Origin of the sequence: Amycolatopsis sp. A1MSW2902 (assembly GCF_017312175.1) — a bacterium.
GTDB classification, from domain to species: Bacteria; Actinomycetota; Actinomycetes; order Mycobacteriales; family Pseudonocardiaceae; genus Amycolatopsis; species Amycolatopsis nivea.
On the sequence record NZ_QJPO01000001.1, the window covers coordinates 8400680 to 8418807 of the forward strand.

At 69.0% G+C, this 18128-nt stretch carries 19 protein-coding genes; 10 read left to right on the top strand and 9 right to left on the bottom strand.

Translation table 11 applies throughout. From position 1 onward, the window contains the following. Positions 1-9 precede the first annotated feature (9 nt). Complete coding sequence (locus DMP23_RS39465; RefSeq protein WP_037811162.1) at positions 10-657, top strand: response regulator; 648 nt, start codon at positions 10-12, stop codon at positions 655-657. Between the two features lie 38 nt (positions 658-695). Here the strand turns inward: DMP23_RS39465 and DMP23_RS39470 are convergent, their stop codons facing one another. Next, positions 696-2384 (bottom strand): 2-isopropylmalate synthase, encoded by a 1689-nt coding sequence (locus DMP23_RS39470; protein WP_051728833.1) that lies wholly within the window; start codon positions 2382-2384, stop codon positions 696-698. A 203-nt stretch (positions 2385-2587) separates the two neighbouring features. Here DMP23_RS39470 and DMP23_RS39475 point away from each other — a divergent pair, with 203 nt between their 5' ends. Further along, the gene (locus DMP23_RS39475; RefSeq protein WP_037811164.1) at positions 2588-3517 is read left to right on the top strand and encodes a LysR family transcriptional regulator; all 930 of its coding nucleotides are present in this window, start codon (positions 2588-2590) and stop codon (positions 3515-3517) included. On the opposite strand, the gene DMP23_RS39480 is transcribed toward DMP23_RS39475, so the two are convergent. The 6 genes from DMP23_RS39480 to DMP23_RS39505 all read right to left on the bottom strand — a co-directional run bounded on the left by DMP23_RS39480 (position 3518) and on the right by DMP23_RS39505 (position 8556). Next, positions 3518-4219: a GNAT family N-acetyltransferase gene (locus DMP23_RS39480; protein ID WP_037811237.1), complete on the bottom strand. Its 702-nt coding sequence runs from the start codon at positions 4217-4219 to the stop codon at positions 3518-3520. A 16-nt stretch (positions 4220-4235) separates the two neighbouring features. After that, positions 4236-4967: a DUF2786 domain-containing protein gene (locus DMP23_RS39485; RefSeq protein WP_037811165.1), complete on the bottom strand. Its 732-nt coding sequence runs from the start codon at positions 4965-4967 to the stop codon at positions 4236-4238. A gap of 233 nt (positions 4968-5200) precedes the next feature. Next, positions 5201-5851 (bottom strand): response regulator, encoded by a 651-nt coding sequence (locus DMP23_RS39490; protein ID WP_037811166.1) that lies wholly within the window; start codon positions 5849-5851, stop codon positions 5201-5203. Next, positions 5848-6990, bottom strand: a complete 1143-nt coding sequence (locus tag DMP23_RS39495) for a sensor histidine kinase (RefSeq protein WP_337824494.1) — start codon at positions 6988-6990, stop codon at positions 5848-5850. Before DMP23_RS39495 ends, DMP23_RS39490 begins: the two co-directional genes overlap by 4 nt. A gap of 214 nt (positions 6991-7204) precedes the next feature. Further along, on the bottom strand, positions 7205-7774 hold the full coding sequence (locus DMP23_RS39500; protein ID WP_009083495.1) for a TetR/AcrR family transcriptional regulator: 570 nt from the start codon (positions 7772-7774) through the stop codon (positions 7205-7207). Further along, on the bottom strand, positions 7771-8556 hold the full coding sequence (locus DMP23_RS39505; RefSeq protein WP_037811169.1) for an SGNH/GDSL hydrolase family protein: 786 nt from the start codon (positions 8554-8556) through the stop codon (positions 7771-7773). Before DMP23_RS39505 ends, DMP23_RS39500 begins: the two co-directional genes overlap by 4 nt. Positions 8557-8714: 158 nt before the next feature. Here DMP23_RS39505 and DMP23_RS39510 point away from each other — a divergent pair, with 158 nt between their 5' ends. The 3 genes from DMP23_RS39510 to DMP23_RS39520 all read left to right on the top strand — a co-directional run bounded on the left by DMP23_RS39510 (position 8715) and on the right by DMP23_RS39520 (position 11251). Next, on the top strand, positions 8715-9359 hold the full coding sequence (locus tag DMP23_RS39510; RefSeq protein ID WP_037811170.1) for a lytic polysaccharide monooxygenase auxiliary activity family 9 protein: 645 nt from the start codon (positions 8715-8717) through the stop codon (positions 9357-9359). Between the two features lie 86 nt (positions 9360-9445). After that, positions 9446-10315 (top strand): YwqG family protein, encoded by an 870-nt coding sequence (locus DMP23_RS39515; RefSeq protein WP_037811171.1) that lies wholly within the window; start codon positions 9446-9448, stop codon positions 10313-10315. A 24-nt stretch (positions 10316-10339) separates the two neighbouring features. Continuing rightward, the gene (locus DMP23_RS39520; RefSeq protein WP_037811239.1) at positions 10340-11251 is read left to right on the top strand and encodes an NAD-dependent epimerase/dehydratase family protein; all 912 of its coding nucleotides are present in this window, start codon (positions 10340-10342) and stop codon (positions 11249-11251) included. Between the two features lie 3 nt (positions 11252-11254). On the opposite strand, the gene DMP23_RS39525 is transcribed toward DMP23_RS39520, so the two are convergent. Next, entirely contained in the window at positions 11255-12733 is a 1479-nt protein-coding gene (locus tag DMP23_RS39525) for a helix-turn-helix domain-containing protein (protein WP_238604193.1), read from the bottom strand. A gap of 100 nt (positions 12734-12833) precedes the next feature. On the opposite strand from DMP23_RS39525, the gene adh reads away from it, so the two are divergent. From adh to DMP23_RS39550, 5 genes are all read left to right on the top strand, one after another. Continuing rightward, positions 12834-14357 (top strand): aldehyde dehydrogenase, encoded by a 1524-nt coding sequence (gene adh / locus DMP23_RS39530; RefSeq protein ID WP_037811172.1) that lies wholly within the window; start codon positions 12834-12836, stop codon positions 14355-14357. After that, on the top strand, positions 14357-14728 hold the full coding sequence (locus tag DMP23_RS39535) for a DUF779 domain-containing protein (protein ID WP_037811174.1): 372 nt from the start codon (positions 14357-14359) through the stop codon (positions 14726-14728). Before adh ends, DMP23_RS39535 begins: the two co-directional genes overlap by 1 nt. Positions 14729-14953: 225 nt before the next feature. After that, positions 14954-15337, top strand: a complete 384-nt coding sequence (locus tag DMP23_RS39540; RefSeq protein ID WP_037811176.1) for a hypothetical protein — start codon at positions 14954-14956, stop codon at positions 15335-15337. Between the two features lie 70 nt (positions 15338-15407). Continuing rightward, positions 15408-15776 (top strand): hypothetical protein, encoded by a 369-nt coding sequence (locus DMP23_RS39545; protein WP_037811177.1) that lies wholly within the window; start codon positions 15408-15410, stop codon positions 15774-15776. Positions 15777-15802: 26 nt separating this feature from the next. Further along, entirely contained in the window at positions 15803-16492 is a 690-nt protein-coding gene (locus DMP23_RS39550; RefSeq protein WP_107050992.1) for an MOSC domain-containing protein, read from the top strand. Here the strand turns inward: DMP23_RS39550 and DMP23_RS39555 are convergent. Then, positions 16469-18043, bottom strand: a complete 1575-nt coding sequence (locus DMP23_RS39555; RefSeq protein ID WP_167754136.1) for a beta-N-acetylhexosaminidase — start codon at positions 18041-18043, stop codon at positions 16469-16471. The two genes, DMP23_RS39550 and DMP23_RS39555, sit on opposite strands and share 24 nt — an antisense overlap. Between the last annotated feature and the right edge of the window lie 85 nt (positions 18044-18128).

Here is an 18128-nt window from a genome sequence, read left to right on the forward strand (position 1 = left end):
GGAGAGTCGATGCGGGTCGTTCTCGCCGAAGACGAGGTGCTGCTGCGCGAGGGATTGTGCGGGTTGCTGGAGCGGTTCGGTTTCGAGGTCGTCGCCGCGGTCGGTGATGCCGAGGGGTTGCACGCCGCGGTGCGCGAGCACGGTCCGGACCTGGTGCTCACCGACATCCGGATGCCGCCCGGCCATTCCGACGAGGGCCTGCGCGCCGCGGTCGAGCTGCGACGCACGCGGCCGGAGCTGGCTGTGGTGGTGCTGAGCCAATACGTCGAACACCACCACGCGGCCGAGCTGCTCGACTCCGCCGAGGGGCGCGGGGTCGGCTACCTGCTGAAGGACCGGGTGGTCGACGTCGAGGAATTCGTCGCGACGCTGCGCCAGGTCGTCGACGGCGGAACGGCGGTGGATCCGCAGGTAGTGCGCCAGTTGCTGCGCCGCCGGGCCGACCCGCTCGCCCGGCTGTCGGCGCGGGAAAGGGAGGTCCTGTCGCTGATCGCCGAGGGGCACTCGAACGCGTCGATCGCCCGGCGGCTGGTGGTGTCCGACGCCGCGGTGGGCAAGCACGTCGGAAGCATCCTGTCGAAACTCGACCTCCCGCCGACGGACGACGGGAACCGTCGAGTGCTGGCAGTGCTGGCCTTTCTTCGCGGGGGCGGCTGAAGCGGTGCGAGCGCAGGTCGCGCTCGCACCGCTGGGCTTTAGGCCGCGTTTACCACCGCGGTGAGGCTGGCCGCGAGCACCGAACGGTCGCGCCCGGCTGTCCATTGTGTACCGCTGTCAGTGCGATATTCCAGCAGAGTCAACGCTTCGCTGTCGTTGCCGGAGCCGATGCTCGTCTGGTGCAAGGCCACGATGTCCACCTTCCGCCCGTGCTCGCCGAGCGCCGCGGTGAGCGCTTCGACCGGCCCGGTTCCGGTGTGCGTGCTGGTGTGCTCGATCCCGTCGACGCGCAGGGTGATGCTGGTGTGCTCGTCGGCTGAGTTTTCGAAGCGGGACAACGTGATCGTCGGGTTCGGCTGCAGGTAGGCGGCTTCGAAGAGCTGCCACAGTTCGGTCGCGGTCACCTCGTGTCCGGAGCCGTCGGTGTGGCCTTGGACGCGGCGCGCGAAGTCGATCTGCAGCCGCCGCGGCAGCGTGATGCCGTACTCGTTTTTCAGCAGATAGGCGATTCCGCCCTTGCCGGACTGCGAGTTCACCCGGATCACGGCGGCGTAGTCGCGGCCGAGGTCGGCGGGGTCGATCGGCAGGTACGGGACGCGCCAGTCCAGATCGTGGGCGGGCACGCCGGTTTCCGCGGCGCGCGCGTGATGTTCGGCGAACCCCTTCTTGATCGCGTCCTGATGGGTGCCGCTGAACGCGGTGTGCACGAGGTCGCCGACGTACGGATGCCGCGCGTGGACCTCGATCCGGTTGCAGTACTCGACGGTGCGGCGGATCTCGTCGATGTCCGAGAAGTCGATCATCGGGTCGACGCCCTGTGCGTGCAGGTTCAGCGCGAGCGTCGCCAAGTCGACGTTCCCGGTGCGCTCGCCGTTGCCGAAAATGCAGCCCTCGACGCGCTCGGCCCCGGCCAGCACGGCGAGTTCGGCGCAGGCGACGCCGGTGCCGCGGTCGTTGTGCGGGTGCACGGAGAGGATTACCGAATCGCGGCGCGCGAGGTTGCGGTGCATGTACTCGATCTGGTCGGCGTACACGTTGGGCGTCGCGATCTCGACGGTCGCCGGCAGGTTGAGGATCACCGGACGGTCCGGGCTTGCCTGCCAGGTTTCGGTGACCGCGTCGCAGACTTCCAGGACGTAGTCGGGTTCGGTGAGGTTGAAGACCTCGGGGGAGAACTCGAAGCGGATGTTCGGCCGGTCGCCGGCCGCGCGCAGAACGTCGTGGGCACCGTCGAGGATCAGTTCTTTCAGCGACGCTCGATCGTGGCCGAGGACCACTGTGCGCCAGGTCGGCGCGGTGGCGGTGTACAGGTGGATCACGACGTCGTTGCGGATGCCGCGGACGGACTCGACCGTGCGCTCGATCAGGTCGCGCCGTGCCGGGGTGAACACGACGATGGTGACGTCTTCCGGAGCCAGGTCGGTGTCCGCGAGCAGCCGGACGAAGTCGTAGTCGGTCTGCGAGGCGGACGGGTAGCCGACCTCAATTTCCTTGTACCCCATGCTGATCATCAGCTCGAAGAACCGGCGTTTGCGCGCCGGGTCCATCGGTTCGGCCAGCGCCTGGTTGCCGTCGCGCAGGTCGACCGGCACCCAGAGCGGGGCTTGGGTGATCCGGTTGCCGGGCCAGGCGCGGCCGGTGTTGGGGACGTCGACGCGCTGGTAGACGTCGCGGTAGCGGTACGACGGCATGCGAGAGGGTCGCTGCCGGTTCCAAACGGTGTTCATCTGCGGTCCTTCAAGTGGTCGGGAGCCGACCGGCGCGCGTGCTTGCCCCACGGCGGGGGGCCGGTCCGGTCAGGCCCCGCCGTGGCGGCGAAGGAGAAGGAAGCGCGTGAACATCGAGGCGGAGCGTAGCACAACTCCTCAGACAAGTAGTGGGGTTGGGGCAACTCGCCGCGGCGGGCGGCGCGAGCGCTTAGGATTGGCCCGTGGAGCTGGAATTCGTGCGGACCTTCGTCGCCGTCGTGGACGGAGGGCAGTTCCAGGAAGCGGCCGCGGAGCTGGGGATCACGCAGCAAGCAGTGTCCAAACGCGTCGGCGCGCTGGAACGCGAGCTAGGGGTGCAGTTGTTCACCCGCACCGCGCGCGGGGCCCGGTTGAGCAGCGACGGCGAGGCGTTCCTGCCGCATGCCCGGGTGCTGCTCGACGCCGAGAAAAGCGCGCTCGCCGCGGTGCGCCCGGAGCAGCGGCCGTTGCGGGTGGACGTGCTCAACCGGCGGACCAAGTCGGCGCAGCTGGCACTGAGCTTCCACCGAGCGTTCCCGGAGGTGGAGCTGGAGATCGTGACCACCGGCGCCGAGTTGAGCTTTGACGCCGCCGTCGCCGCGGTCGCAGCTGGTTCGGTCGACGCGGCGTTCCGCGGGGTGCCGAAGCGCGACCTGCCGGGCGGCGTGACGAGCGAGGTGGTGGACTACGACGCGCACGAGCTGCTCGTCGGCCCGCGCCATCCGTTCGCCGACCTGCCGTCAGTGCCGATCGCGAAACTCGTCGGCCATCGGATCTGGATGCCGGGGCTGTCGGCGAGCATGGAATGGGGCGCGTACTACGCGGAGCTGGCCGAGGCGTTCGGCCTGACCATCGACGTGTCCGGCCCGGTCTTCGGCAACGAAACGATGCTGGACGAACTGGCGACCTCGCCGGACCTGGCGACGTTCGTGGGCGCTGGCTCGCGCTACTTCTGGCCGGACGAGTACGACCTCCGCCGCGTGCTGGTGGTCGACCCGACGCCGGTGTACCCGATGTCGCTGCTGTGGCGGCGCGAGCCCGCGCATCCGGACGTGCGGAAACTGCGCGATCACCTGGTGACCGGGCAGGAACCCGGGGACGGGGTTTGGCTGCCTGGCTGGGAGCAGGCGTAGTCAGAGCGGGTGCTCGTACCAGACGTTCGGCTCGACGTACACGCCCAGATCCTGTTCCGTCGACGCCAGCACCGGGGCGATTCCGCCGGGCACGACGGTGTGTCCGTCTTCGAGCCGGATGCCGGTCCACTGCTCCCACTGCGCGAGCGTGCCGGTGACGGTCATCGCGAACGGCGCGATCTTCCGGAACTTCGCGCCCAGCCGCTCGTGACTGCGCAGCCACGGATCGGTGCCCCGGCCGAGATAGTCCACAATGGACTCCAAGGGCGGTTTGCCGGTGGGCCGCACCGGCACGACCAGCCGGGAAAGCCCGGCCCGGCGCGCCCGGTTCTGCAACTCCACGAGCGCTTGGGCGGCAATCCCTTGCCCGCGCGCGGATTCCGCGACGTACACCTCCAGCGCGACCAGCGTGGTGGGTGCCCGTCTGTCGAGGTGGTCTTCGGCGGCCCAGACGAGAGCACCGTCCCAGCCGTGGTCAGGCAGTTCAGTTCGCTCCGGGGTGGGGAAGGCGACGGGAATCGCCGCCGCTCGCGCTACCGGTACGTCCTCGTCGAGGAGGACCAGGAAGAACTCCGGGGCGATCCGCCTCGAGCTCGCCAGCCCGGCGGTGAGGCCCTGGCCGAGGAACTCCCCGCCGACGAATCCCAGCTGGAGCGCGGGAACGCGCAGGTCCGGCCGGGCGGCGAGGTCTTCGATGCGCAGCACGACACCCTCCAGGTCAGCGCACCGGAAGCGCTGACCGCCGCCTTCCCAGCGCCGCCGGGTCGAGATTCGCCCGGGTCCCGGCCCGGTGCCCCTCCCGGTATCCGGACCCCGACAACCGTCGCGGGGCCGCCGAGCGCAGGTCGCCGTACTCGCGGTCGAAGGCCTGCTGCACCAGCGCCGTCCGGTCCCGCACCACCAGTTCCGCAGACTTCCCGCCGGCGACATCGGAGTACGTCCGCGCGGCGTTCTCTTCCGCCGCGGTCAGCCGTTCGTGCACCGCACGTGCGAAACCGTGCAGCCACGTCCGCCGGTACGCCGCCAGCGATTCGCGGAACACCCGTTCCTCCGGCCGCACCCGCGTGAGCTGCGTGCTCGCCTGCAGCAACAGGCTGGTGAACAGCAGCTCGACCCGCGCGAGGTCGGTGCGGAAGCCGAACACGGTGACCTCTTCGACCCCTTGGCCGACCCGGTGCAGCAAGGTCCGGCAGCGCAACGGGTACGCGATGCTGGTGAGCAGGCTGGCTTTGTCACGGCTGTACGGATTGGAGATCGGCAGCTTCAGCACCGTGATGTCGTCGCCGCTTTGCCCGGACGCGGCGAGCATCGCGTTGTCGATCCCGTGCCGCGCGATCAGCTGCGCCGCTTTGGTGTTGTACAGCTCGGCTTCGGCGGGCGTGACGGCCGGGTCCTCGGCCTTGGCCAGCAGCTTCCGCACGCGCTCCAGCAACGTGTCGTGGTCGGGCATGACCCCCCCCCTCTCCAGCAGGCGCGGCCCGTGCGGACCGGCATGGGGTGCACGGTAGGCGTGGGGTACGACAATATTCGATCAGATGTTCGGGAGTGACACTGGGCGCCCGGTTCGTCGCAGCCGTGGTCGGCTCGGGTCCGAACGGCCTGGTCGCGGCTGTCAGCCGAGGGTTACTGTCCACATTGGAGGGACGAAAGCCGGGGAGAACGCGTGCTGCGCCGTGGATTCGGCTACCGCCCTGGCCGCACCAACCCGGTTTCGTAAGCGACGACGACCGCCTGCGCTCGGCTGGAGATGCCGAGTTTGGGCATCAGCCGGTTGAGGTGCGTCTTCACCGTCGCCTCGCTGACCAGCAGCCGGGCCGCGATCTCCGCGTTCGGCATCCCCGTGCCGACCAGCCGGAGCACCTCGCGTTCGCGTTCGGTCAGCGCGCTCAGTTCCGGCGCGGGCTCCGCGGGCGGCGCGCTCGTGTAAGCCTCGACCAGCCGCCGCGTGATCGTCGGGCCGAACAGCATGTCCCCGCGCGCCACTGCCTGGATGCCGGAGATCAGCGTCTCCGGCGGGCTGTCCTTCAGCAGGAATCCGGCCGCACCGGCCCGCAGCGCGCGGTACACGTATTCGTCGAGGTCGAAGACGGTCAGGATCAGTACGCGCGGGTGGTCCGGCCCGGCGAGGATGCGGGCGGTGGCCGACACGCCGTCGAGACCGGGCAGCCGGATGTCCATCAGGATCACCTCGGGCCGCAGTCGCGCCGCCTCGTGCACGGCCTCGATCCCGTCGCGCGCCTCGCCGACGACCTCGACGCCCGGCGCGGCGTTGAGCAGCGCGACGAGCCCGGCGCGGACGAGATCCTGGTCGTCCACCACGAGCACACTGGTCACTTCGGTTCTCCGCCGGTCCGGTCCGAGTACGGGAGGGTCAGCACCACCTCGAACCCCGCCGGTTCGCGAGGCCCGATTTCGATCTCGCCACCGTACATACGCGCCCGTTCCCGCATGCCGACGAGGCCGTGACCGGCGGGATTGCCGTCGGAGCGCGGTCCGCCGCCGGAGTCGGCGACGCTCAGCCGCAGTGCGTCGGACAGGTACTCGACGTCCAGCGTCGCGAAGGATTCCGGAGCGTGCTTCAAGACGTTCGTCAGCGCTTCTTGCGCGACCCGGTACGCGCACAGCTGCTGCCCCGACGGCAACGTCCGCGGCGTTCCGGCGACGCGCAGCCGCACGGTCAGCCCGGCCTCGCGGACCCGGCTGACCAGCGAGGGAAGCTCTTCGAGACCCGGCTGTGGACGGTATTCGCCCGGCTCGTGGTGCGGCGGCCGCAGCACGCTGAGCAGGCGGCGGAGTTCGTCCAGCGCCTCGGTGGTCGTGCCGGTGATCGTGTCGAGCGCGCCGCGTGCGGTGTCCGGCGCGGACTCGAAGACGTACCGCGCGAGGTTGGCCTGCACGGAGATCACCGACAGATGGTGCGAGACAACGTCGTGCAGCTCGCGGGCGATGCGCAGCCGCTCCTCGACGACCGCCAGTTCGGCGCGGTCGGCCCGTTCCGCGGTCGCGTGCAGGGCGAGCCCGCGGAGGTAGACCGAGTGTCCAATAAGGACGGTCGCGGACGCTTGCAGCACCGCGATCACCGTGTCGCCGATCGGATTCGAACTGTCGCCGACGAGCATCGTGACATCGAACCCGGCCACCGCGAACAGCGACGGCGGCCAGGCTTGCCGGACCGGATAGCGCGCCCACACGGTGTACGCGGCGATCAGCAGGTCAGGACGGCCGAGCGTCGCGCGGTACCCGGCCAGCGCGAACGCGCCGACCAGCAGGGTCACCGCGAGCAGCACGGTGATCGGGTAGCGCCGGCGGACCACCAGCGGCACCGCGCCCGCCGCGGCGAGCAGCAGCCCGAACAGCCCCGGCCGATCGCCGAGGGAGCCGTGGTGGACCGCCGCTCCGGCGAAAAGGAATAGTCCGACCGCAGCCGCCAGCAGCGAATCCGTGCACAGCGGCCGCGCCCGCAGGATCCGCATCACGCGCCCGAAACTACCTGCCTGACCGGCGGTTTCCCAATTCCGTACCGCGATCGCGGCAGGCCGCCTACCGCCAGGGTTTACCCGAGGCTGCGGCGAAGGGCGGATTCCGCGGACGCGATCGAGCGGTTACGGTCGTTTTTGAATGGTCATCCATTCCCGCTGTTCGGCGGAGAGCCAGGGGTGGGGAGGATTCCGGGCTCTCCGCTGAGCTTCACCCCAGATACGCGTCGAGCGTCACCGCCAACGCCGATTCCGGCGAAGGCGCGAAGCTGGCTCCGGCCAACCCGCCCCACAACCACAGTTGTGCGAGACCGTGCAGCGCTGCCCACAGCGACGCCGCGACCAGCCGAGGATCCGTACCCGGACGCAGTCGATCGTCGTCCGCTTCGGCGCGGTCGAGCCGCACTAGTTCGGCGAAGGTGTCGAAGACGGCGCTGCTGGCCGCGACCAGCCCTGGCTCCTCCGGGTCGATGAGGTCGCGACGGAACATCAGCTCGAACATGGCGGGGTTCGCCACCGCGAAGTCGACGTACGCGTGACAGGCGGCCGTGACGCGTTCGCGCGGGGTGCCGTCGGGCAACTGTGCGCCGCGATGGAGCAGCTGTGTGAAGCCAAGCGTCGCTACCGCGGACAGCAACTCCGCGCGTCCCGAGAAGTGGCGAAGCGGCGCACCGTGCGACACGCCTGCCGCCTTCGCGATACCGCGCAACGTCACGGCCTCGACGCCGGAGCCGACGAGGAGATCCGCTGCGGTGCGGATCAACCGCTGTCGCGCGCTCATACCTGAGCTTCGGAGAAGGCCACCGGCAGCAGCTCCGGACGCTTCGGCACGAAGCCGTCGCCAGGGGACCGGCCGGTGAGCCGGTTGCGCAGCCGCGTGATCCCGACCGGCAGCACCTCCTGCCACAGCCAGCGCAGGTCGGCGATCGCGCTGCCCTGGGCCGGAGCGCCAGGAAGCGGCCGCAGCCAGCTGCCGTCGTGCGTGACGCCGAGCCGGTCGAGCACGTGCCCGGCGACGCGCAGATGCCCGGCCTGCGACAGGTGCAGCCGGTCCGGCCCGAAGTAGCGCGAATCGTGCGCGGCCTGGTCCGGCCACAGGTCGACGAGCTTCGCGCCGTAGCTGACCGAAGCCTCGCGGATGGCGTCGTTGAGCGCGGTGACCCGCTGTCGCATCCGCCCGCCGAGCGGCATGCGATGCGCGATGTCGCTCAAGGTGAAGGTGACGACGGTGGGCGCGATCTGGGTGCACTGCCGGATCGCGGCGTCGACGCGCCGAGCGACCGTGCGAGCGTCCCAGCCGCGGCTCATCACGTCATTGCCGCCGCCGAACAACGCGATCAGATCCGGTTCGTGCCGCTCGGCCGCGGGCAACTGCTCCGCGGCGATCTGGTCCAGCCGCCGCCCGCGAACGGCGAGATTGGCGTAGCGAAACGCGGTTTCGTCGCGCGCGAGCCGCCCGGCGACGTAATCCGCCCAGCCGCGGTACCGGCTGTGATCCGGGTAGGGATCGTCCAGCCCCTCCGCGCAGCTGTCGCCGACGGCGACGAACGTGTGGAAACCCATTCCGCTCTCCGTAACCCCTGGTTCATCTTGTAGACACTGTCTATCAAAGTAGGTAGACGGTGTCTACCTCGGGGGCGCCCGACTTTCGGGTCTACAGCGCGCCGCTGCCGCGCCCTTACCGTGGGTTTGGTCTAGACCTCTCATGAGAGGAACCCGCGATGAAGTTTTCCCGCTCCGCCGTCAAAGTCGGGATACTGACCGCCGTGCTCGGGACGGTTTCGGTGTTCACCGCCGTTCCCGCACTCGCGCACGGTTCGATGGGCAACCCGATCAGCCGGATCATGCAGTGTTTCCAGGAGGGTCCGGAGAATCCGCAGTCCGCCGCGTGCAAGGCCGCCATCGCGGTCGGCGACAGCTGGCCGATCTACGACTGGGACGAGGTCAACATCGGCGACGCCAGCGGCCGCAGCCGCGAGATCATTCCGGACGGCAAGCTGTGCAGTGCCGGCCGGGACAAGTACAAGGGGCTCGACCTCGCCCGCGACGACTGGCCGGCGACCACGCTGCCGAGCAGCGGCCCGTACACCTTCCAGTACCAGCTGACCGCCGCGCACGAGGGCACCTTCGAGCTGTACGTCACCAAGCCGGGCTATGACCCGACGAAACCGCTCAAGTGGTCCGACCTCGAAGACACCCCGTTCTACAAGCAGGACAACCCGCCGATCGCGGGCAACGCCTACCAGCTCCAGGCGAACATCCCCGGCGGGCGCACCGGCCGGCACTTGATTTACTCGATCTGGCAACGCCATTGGCCCGATTCCGGCGAGGCCTTCTACTCCTGCTCGGACGTGATCTTCCGCTGATCGCGGGGCCCGGCAGGGGCAGCGAAGACCTCTGCCGGGCAAGCTGCTCGAGCGTTTTTGTCGGTGTGCCGCGCCATCATGACGGAGTGACGGCATGGAAAGATCGACTCAGCGCTCTCGCTCAGGATCGGCTGCCCGCTGAGGTGGCGGCGAAATGGATCGAGCTGTTTCAACCCGGAATCCGGCTGGTGTCCCGCGGCACCGGTCCACGGGTGGGGCAGCTCGGCGGAAACCCGGCGTTGCCGGAAGCGGTGGAATGGCCTGCCTGGGCGGACCATGGGCCGCTGACGTTCGTCGCCGCGGTGGACTGCGCGACGCTGCCGCGCGAGTTCGTGACCATCCCGCTGCCGGAGGCCGGAACGCTGTTGTTCTTCTGCTTCGACGGCCGCTACACCCCCGATCGCTACCAGCACGATCTGCCCCGCGATGCCGACGGGTACCGAGTGCTCTTCGTGCCCGCAGGCACTCCCGTCGCCGAACGGACGCCCCCGTCCGGCCTCGATCCGTACCCGCGCCGGGACGTTTTCGCGGAAATCGTGGCCACCGCGCCGGAACGAGAGCACTTCCTGCTGGACCACACCACGATCGCGAGCGGAGAGTCTCTGGCCGAAGCGGTCAAGACGGTCCTCGGTCCTGGGCGGTCAGGCACCGATGTGTTCGGGGAGATGACGTGGGAAGTCGCCCAGGGCACGCGGCGGCATCAGGTCGGCGGCCTTGCCGCACCAGTCCAGGGTGCCGTGGAGAACGAGATCGCGGCGGAAGTGCTCGAGGGCGGGTGGGAAGATCCGCGGCACAAGGAGGAAGCGGCCCGCTGGGTGCTGCTCGCCCAGTTCGACAGCGCCGAGGAAACCGACATGATGTGGGGCGACGTCGGAATGTTGTACTGGCTCATCCGGCCGGACGATTTGAAGGCAGGCCGGTTCGACGCTGCCCGCTGCTTGATGCAGTGCGGCTGACGACAAGCCCGAATGGAACGGACCATGAAGATCTTGGTGGTGGGCGGCAGCGGACTGCTGGGCCAGCATGTGCTCGACGAACTGCGGAACCGCGGGCACGAAACGACCGCCGTCGCGCGGACGGCGCGTGCAGGCATCGACCGGACGCTCGACGTCTCGAAGGCTTCGCACGCGGAGTTGCGCGAGGCGCTCGACGGACACGACGGTGTCGTCTTCGGCGGTGGCATGGACGACCGTGCGGTCGGCCGCGGACCGGTCGAGCCTCGGCTGCGCGCGGGCAACGTCGCGCCTGTCGCCGCGTTGTTGCGCGCGGCGCGCGAAGCAGGCTGTACGCGCGCGGCGGTGCTCGGGTCGTACTACACGTACTTCGACCGCGTACACCCTGAGTGGGGGTTGGCCGCGAAGCATCCGTACGTGCGTAGTCGGCTGGAGCAGGCCCGCGTCGCGCGCGAAACGGCTGGGCCGGGGTTGCCGGTGGCGGTGATCGAGGTGCCGTTTGTCTTCGGCGTTGCGGAGGACCGGGTGCCGCAGTGGTCGGTGCCGATCGTCAAGTGGGTCCGTTCCAACTCGCCGCTCTTCGCGCCTCCCGGCGGGACCGCGGCGACGAGTGCGCGCGGCGTTGGCGTCGCGACGGTGGACGCGCTGGAGCAAGCATCCGGCGCGGATGTCCCGGTAGCAGAGGAAAATCTCCAGTGGGCGGACATGTTCGCCCGGCTGGCGGCAGCAGCGGGACGACCGCGCCGGGTCCGGCCCATGCCCTCCTGGCCGGTGCGCGGTGCGTTCAAGCTCGGCGGATTTCTCAACGGGCTGAGCGGAAAACAGCCGGGGCTGACGGTGCAGCACATGGACGGCTTGTTGCTGCGGGAGTTGTATTTGGAGCTGAATTACCCGGCTCCGGTGGACGAGGCGATCAGGGAGACTGCTGTGGCACGGTAAGAATCAACCCAGCCGGGCCCGATGCGTCCGCACCGCCGCCAACCGCGGATCCGACGGTTCGAGCACCGAGGCCAGCGCGTCCAGGATCGCCAGATCATCGACACCACAGGAGGTTTCCCAGAACGCCCACAACGTGTCCGCGTCCCGGCTGTTCAACGCGAGCTGCCGGACCTGCGCGCTGATCGACTCGCGTTCCTCCAGGATCGCGGGCGATTCCGACTCCGCGAGCAGCGGGCCCTGGAACGACCGGACCGCCGCCGCGGCGTCCCCGGCGCGCAGAGCTGCTTTGGCGCGCAGGAAATCCGCGTCCACCGTGGCCGCGAGGCGGTACGGGCGCGTCTGCAACACCCCGGTGCCGAGCTGGGTGCGCAACCGGTGGATCTCGGCGCGCACGGTCACCGGATTGCCGGTCTCGCCGTACAGCTGCAGCGCCAGCTTCTCCGCCGACAAACCGCGCGGCTGAAGCGCAAGCAGAGTCAGCAATTCGGCGTGCCGCAGGGTGAACGGGATGTCCCGACCGTCCACAGTGGTCGATCCAGGGCCATCGGTGAGGTACTCGAGCGACAACTTCCGCCGGGTCGCGGAGCCGGACGTGGCGATCCGCAGGAGGTAGCCGTCGTCGAGCGGGTCGACGGTGGCGATCCGGCCGTCCGGGAGCGTCACGGTGCCGCCGCCTTTCCGTACCTCCACAGTGGACGGAAGGGTGCACGCTTCGGCGGCCAGCACCCGTCCGCCCGCTGAAAGGAGCGCGCCGGGGCGTCCGCGCAACGACGCCAGGTGCGGCATGTTCGCCCGCCGCACCTTCTCGTCGCGGACCGCCAGCTGCGCTCGCAACCGCCCCTCGGCGAGCTGCGCGGTGGCCGTGACCAGCGACAACATCGCCGGATGCACCGTGCGCAGAGGTCCGCTGACGTCGATCGAACCGAGCAACGCGCCGGTGTCCGGATCGCGTACGGGGGCCGCCGCGCAGGTCCACGTGTGATAGCGGCGGACGAGGTGTTCGGCGGAGTAGATCTGCACCGGCTGCCCGGTCGCGAGCGTGGTGCCCATCGCGTTCGTGCCGATCGCCTCTTCGCTCCACCGCGTGCCCTCGGTGAGCGCGACCTGGTCCGCGCGCAGCAGCACGCCGGTCGCGCCCTCCCGCCACAGGATGAGCCCGTTCGCGTCGGTCACGATCATCATGTGCTCGGCGTCGTCGGCGATGCTCACCAGCATCTCGCGCAACAGCGGCAGCACCGGGGCCAGCGGATGCTCCGCGCGCAGGTCGGAGAGCTCGTCCGCCTCGCAGATCAGCGGGGCCTCGCCGGCGTCCGGGTCGACGCGCGCGGCCAGCGAGCGTTCCCACGACGCCGACACCACCGAGCGCGGCGAACGCGGCGAGGTGGACCCGGACAGCACCGCCTCGCGGACATGCCGGAGCAGCCGCGCGTACGACTCCGGATCGCGCAACAGGTCGGGTTCGGGCGCCTCTGCCACGTCCACGAGAGTAGAGACCCTGGTCACAAGGCTGCAACGTCGGCGCAACGTTGCCCGGCCTACGGTCGCCGCCGACCGTCACCGACCAGCAACGAGGCAGGGCAAGATGGCCGTATACGCCGCACCGAACACCGACGGCTCCGTCGTCGACTACGAGACCCGCTACGACCACTACATCGGCGGCGAATACGTCGCGCCGGCCGGCGGGCAGTACTTCGAGAACCCGACCCCGGTGACCGGGAAGACCTTCACCGAGATCGCCCGCGGGACGGCGGCCGACATCGACCGGGCGCTCGACGCGGCCGAGGGCGCCGCGCCCGCGTGGGGCCGCACCTCGCCCGAGGAGCGCGCGAACATCCTGCTCAAGATCGCCGACCGGATGGAGCAGAACCTCGAGAAGATCGCGGTCGCCGAGTCCTGGGAGAACGGCAAGCCGGTCCGCGAGACCCTCGCCGCGGACATCCCGCTCGCGATCGACCACTTCCGCTACTTCGCCGGCGCGCTGCGCGCCCAGGAGGGCGGCATCTCGCAGATCGACGACAACACCGTCGCCTACCACTTCCACGAGCCGCTGGGCGTCGTCGCGCAGATCATCCCGTGGAACTTCCCGCTGCTGATGGCGGTCTGGAAGCTCGCCCCGGCGCTGGCCGCGGGCAACGCGATCGTGCTGAAGCCCGCCGAGCAGACCCCGGCGTCGATCCACCTGCTGCTGTCGATCATCGGCGACCTGATCCCGCCGGGCGTGCTGAACATCGTCAACGGCTTCGGCGTCGAGGCGGGCAAACCGCTCGCGTCGAGCAACCGCGTGCGCAAGGTCGCGTTCACCGGCGAGACCACCACCGGGCGGCTGATCCTGCAGTACGCCAGCGAAAACATCATCCCGGTGACGGTCGAGCTGGGCGGCAAGAGCCCGAACATCTTCTTCGACGACGTCGCCGCGGCCAACGACGCGTTCTACGACAAGGCGCAGGAGGGCTTCGCGCTCTTCGCACTGAACCAGGGCGAGGTCTGCACCTGCCCGTCGCGCGCGCTGATCCAGTCCGGCATCTACGACCGGTTCCTCGGCGACGCGGTCGAGCGCGTGAAGAAGATCAAGCAGGGCAACCCGCTCGACACCGAGACGATGATCGGCGCGCAGGCCTCGAACGACCAGCTCGAGAAAATCCTGTCCTACATCGACATCGGCAAGCAGGAGGGCGCGAAGGTCCTGACCGGCGGCGCGCAGTCCGACCTCGGCGGCGACCTGTCCGGCGGCTACTACGTCCAGCCGACGGTGTTCGAGGGCGACAACAAGATGCGCATCTTCCAGGAGGAGATCTTCGGCCCGGTGGTGTCCGTGGCGAAGTTCGACGACTACGACGACGCGCTGAAGATCGCCAACGACACCCTGTACGGCCTCGGCGCCGGCGTCTGGTCCCGCGACGGCAACACCGCCTACCGCGCGGGCCGCGACATCCAGGCCGGCCGCGTGTGGGTGAACAACTACCACGCCTACCCGGCACACGCGGCCTTCGGCGGCTACAAGGCGTCCGGCATCGGCCGCGAGAACCACAAGATGATGCTGGACCACTACCAGCAGACGAAGAACATGCTGGTCTCCTACTCCGACCAGGCGCTGGGCTTCTTCTGATGCCGCAGCGGGTGGACCTGACCCCAGCCGCCGCCGACCTCCTGCGGCGGCTGGTGCCAGTCCACGGACCGGTGATGTTCCACCAGTCCGGCGGATGCTGCGACGGCAGCGCCCCGATGTGCTACCCGGCCGGCGAATTCCGGGTCGGAGCTCGCGACGTCCATCTGGGCGACCTGACGGTGGAGGGCATCGACGCGGTGCCGGTATGGATGTCCGGTCCGCAATTCGAGTACTGGCGGCATACGCACCTGACGATCGACGTGGTGCCGGGACGGGGGAGCGGGTTCTCTTTGGAGGCTCCGGAGGGGGTGCGGTTCCTGATCCGGTCCCGGTTGCTCAGCGACGAGGAGTCGGCTGAGCTGAACGGATAACCGGACAGGTCCGCTACGGCGGCACCCGGTGAGTGTTTCCCGCTCACCGGGTGCCGCCGTTTGTTTGTTGACGGCTGGTTGAGCGCACCATTAAGCTTCCTTGTGGTTCGGGGGTTGACTGATTTCTGCGAGAAGAAGTGTGCTGTTGTCGTTCTTCTCGCCCTGGTGGCGGCCGGGTGTAGCGGGCCGCCGGATCCTCGGGCGTATCCCGGCAGCGAGGACGGAGTGAGCTGGGAAGAGGCTGCCGCGCGGTACGCGATCGCGTTGCCGTCGTGTCCGACCAAGGCTTTCCGGTTCGACGTGCAGCCCCGGCTTCGGGACCATCTGGTGTTCACTTTCGTGGCATCGAAGTCCTGCGTGGACGGCTTTTTGACGAAGTACGGTGCGGACCCTGCTCACCCGGGGCTGAAATGGCCTCGGGACGACAACTTTCCGCCGTTCGGAGCGGACAAGTCGGAGCGATACGGCTGGACCTATGACTTGAAGCAGCGCTCCGCTCTGTACCACGGTTTCCGGACACCGAATGGCTCGTCGTTCTGGGTGTTCGTCAAACAGGGTGCCGAGGAGACGGTGTACGCCTATAGTCTGACGACCGGTTACCCGAACTAGTAATCGTCGCAGGGAAAATGACAAAGAAATCGATAGCCGCGATTCTCTTTTCCGTCGCGGTAGTCGCCGGATGCGGTGGCCAGCGGGACCCGCGGTCAAGGAGTTCCATTTCGACGTCCAGCCGCGGCTCACCGAACGGCTCGCGTTCGCCTTCGTCGCGTCGAAGTCCTGCGTGGACAAGTTCCTGAAGCAGTACGGCGACGATCCGGCGAACCCGACCCGCAAGTGGCCGGTCAGAGACCCCGAGCCGCGGCCTCCGTTCGACGCGGACGAGATGCGGCAGTTCGGCTGGACCTACGATCCCAAGGCGAAGGCTGACCTGTACACCCACCTCGAGACGCCGTACCACGCGAAATTTTCGGTATTCGTGAAGCCGGGCATCGAGGAGACGGTCTACGCGCGCAGTCTGACCTCTGGCTTCCCGGATCCGTCGAAATAGTCGGGACCCCTTGCTAGGTTCATCCCATGCTGTCGCTGAAAGACGTCTACGCAGGCGAGCCGACCGTCCTCGGCCACCAGCGGGACCAGCCCGTTCTGAGCGCCATCCGGAAAACCCGGGTCGCCACTCCAGAGCTGGCACTGTCCGAACTCAACCTCTCCGGGGACCGTCAAGCGGACCTCTCCGTGCACGGCGGGCCCGACAAAGCCGTCTACGTCTACCCGATCGAGCACTACTCGGTGTGGACCGCGGAAGGGTTCTCCGTGGCGCACGGTGACTTCGGCGAGAACCTGTCCGTCGAAGGCGCGCTCGAGACCGACGCGCGGATCGGCGACGTCTGGGCCTGGGGCGACGCGCTCGTGCAGATCGCCCAGCCGCGGCACCCGTGTTTCAAGCTCGCGATGCGGACCGGGCGCAAGGACGTCGTTCCCGCGATGATCAGCACGAATCGCTGCGGCTGGTACCTGCGCGTGCTGCGGCCGGGCACGGTCCCGACGGCCGGTCCGCTCGAGGTCGTGGAGCGGGCCGAGGGACCGACCGTCGCGGAGACCTTCCTGGTCACTTCGGCGAATTACGCGCAGTTGCCCGACCCGGCGCCGATGCTGGAGCTGGCCGAGCGCGTGCTGACGTCGACCGCGCTGCCCGAAAGCTATCGCAAAGGCATTAAGTCCAAAGTGGACCGGGCGAAGGGGTTACTTCCAGTCGACCTGGGGTGAGCGGTAGAAGTCGATTCCCTGCGCCTCCCAGCGCGGTGCCTGCTTGGCGATGCGGTCCCGGTAGCCGTCCCAGGTCCGGGACGCTCGCGGCGACCAGCCGATTTCCGCGACGCCGGGCAGGCGCGGGAAGGCCATGTACTCGATGTCGTCATTGGTCCGGATGGTTTCCGTCCACAATGGAGCTTCGACCCCGGCCACGGACTTCTCCTCGACCCCCGGAACGAGCGTCGCCGGGTCCCATTCGTAGGCGTCGCGGACTTCGACCAGGCCGGCCCAATCTTGGCCCAGTTTTGTCGATTCCGTGTACTTCATGTCGAGATACGCGTGGTTGGCGGGCGACATGACGAACTTGTTCCCGCGCGCCGCGGCGGCGGCCACGTCCTCGTTCGGGCCGCCCTGGTCCCAGTACTGCGGCACGGCGGACGTCGGCAACGGAGTCTTCGCGATTTCGTGCCAGCCGGTGATCAGCTTGCCGTACTTCGCGACCATCGGGCTTACCTTCTCGTAGAAGGTTTTGTAGTCCGCGGCGGGCGTCGAATGTGCTTCGTCGCCGCCGATCCCGATGTATTTGCCGGGCGTGATCGCGGCGAGTTCGCGGATCACGTCCTCCACGAATCGGTACGTGGTGGGCGAATTGATGCACAGCGAGCTGTAACCGACCTCGATGTCGGTGCGCGGCGGGACCGCGACGCCGTCGCAGTTCAGCTCCGCGTAGACCGACTGGGCTGCGTTGGTGTGCCCGGGCATGTCGATCTCCGGCACGACCGTCACGTGCCGGCTCGCGGCGTAGGCGACGATGTCGCGGTACTGCTCCTGGGTGTAGTAACCGCCCGGGTCGCCGTAGGCCGCGGTCTTGCCGCCTTCGGTCGCCAGGCGCGGCCAGCTCTTGATCTCGATGCGCCAGCCCTGGTCGTCGCTGAGGTGCAGGTGCAGCGTGTTGATCTTGTACTGGACGATCTGGTCGATGTACTTCTTCACCTGCGTCGGCGTGAAGAAATGCCGCGCGACGTCGAGCATCGCGCCGCGGTGGGCGAAGCGCGGGTAGTCGAGGACGCTGCCGCCGGCGATCGTCCACGCGCGGTGCTGCACGGTCTTCGCCTCGATCGCCGACGGCAGCAGCTGCCGCAGCGACTGGACGCCGGTGAACAGCCCGGCGGAGGTGTTGGCGCGCAGCCGGACGCCGTTCTTCGTGACGTCGAGCTGATACCCCTCGTCGCCGACGCGCGGGTCGGCGTGGCCGAGGTCGAGCGAGATCGCGGACAGCCCCGGACTCACCGGGACGACCGGCAGCGGGAACCCGGTCGCGGGCCGCAACAGGCCGCGCAGGTACCCGGCGACGTCGCCGGTGCCGTGCCCGGCGCGGATCACCGTCAGCGGAGTGAGCCGGAAGGTGGCGTCCGCCTTCGCCACGGCATGCACCGGGACCGGTACGAGGTCGGTGACCTGCCGTTCACTGGGCGCGGGACTCGCCGCGGCCGGCCCGGGCACTCCCACCGCGGCGAGCCCGAGCACGGTCACCCCAAGCACGGCCCTGGACAGGGTCTTCCTCACGGCATACCTCCGGTCGCGTCGCGGAGAAGGCGGACTCCAAGAGGTATAGACCACTCCGGGCGGGCTGACAACGCCCGAAAGGGTC

Bases quoted from the DNA above. Each gene is read 5' to 3' on its own strand.
- DMP23_RS39470 (WP_051728833.1), bottom strand. From the start codon at position 2,384: ATGAACACCGTTTGGAACCGGCAGCGACCCTCTCGCATGCCGTCGTAC.
- DMP23_RS39520 (WP_037811239.1), top strand. From the start codon at position 10,340: ATGAAGATCTTGGTGGTGGGCGGCAGCGGACTGCTGGGCCAGCATGTG.
- DMP23_RS39495 (WP_337824494.1), bottom strand. From the start codon at position 6,990: ATGCGGATCCTGCGGGCGCGGCCGCTGTGCACGGATTCGCTGCTGGCG.
- DMP23_RS39505 (WP_037811169.1), bottom strand. From the start codon at position 8,556: ATGGGTTTCCACACGTTCGTCGCCGTCGGCGACAGCTGCGCGGAGGGG.
- DMP23_RS39510 (WP_037811170.1), top strand. From the start codon at position 8,715: ATGAAGTTTTCCCGCTCCGCCGTCAAAGTCGGGATACTGACCGCCGTG.
- DMP23_RS39500 (WP_009083495.1), bottom strand. From the start codon at position 7,774: ATGAGCGCGCGACAGCGGTTGATCCGCACCGCAGCGGATCTCCTCGTC.
- DMP23_RS39485 (WP_037811165.1), bottom strand. From the start codon at position 4,967: ATGCCCGACCACGACACGTTGCTGGAGCGCGTGCGGAAGCTGCTGGCC.
- DMP23_RS39465 (WP_037811162.1), top strand. From the start codon at position 10: ATGCGGGTCGTTCTCGCCGAAGACGAGGTGCTGCTGCGCGAGGGATTG.
- DMP23_RS39535 (WP_037811174.1), top strand. From the start codon at position 14,357: ATGCCGCAGCGGGTGGACCTGACCCCAGCCGCCGCCGACCTCCTGCGG.
- DMP23_RS39550 (WP_107050992.1), top strand. From the start codon at position 15,803: ATGCTGTCGCTGAAAGACGTCTACGCAGGCGAGCCGACCGTCCTCGGC.
- DMP23_RS39545 (WP_037811177.1), top strand. From the start codon at position 15,408: ATGCGGTGGCCAGCGGGACCCGCGGTCAAGGAGTTCCATTTCGACGTC.
- adh (WP_037811172.1), top strand. From the start codon at position 12,834: ATGGCCGTATACGCCGCACCGAACACCGACGGCTCCGTCGTCGACTAC.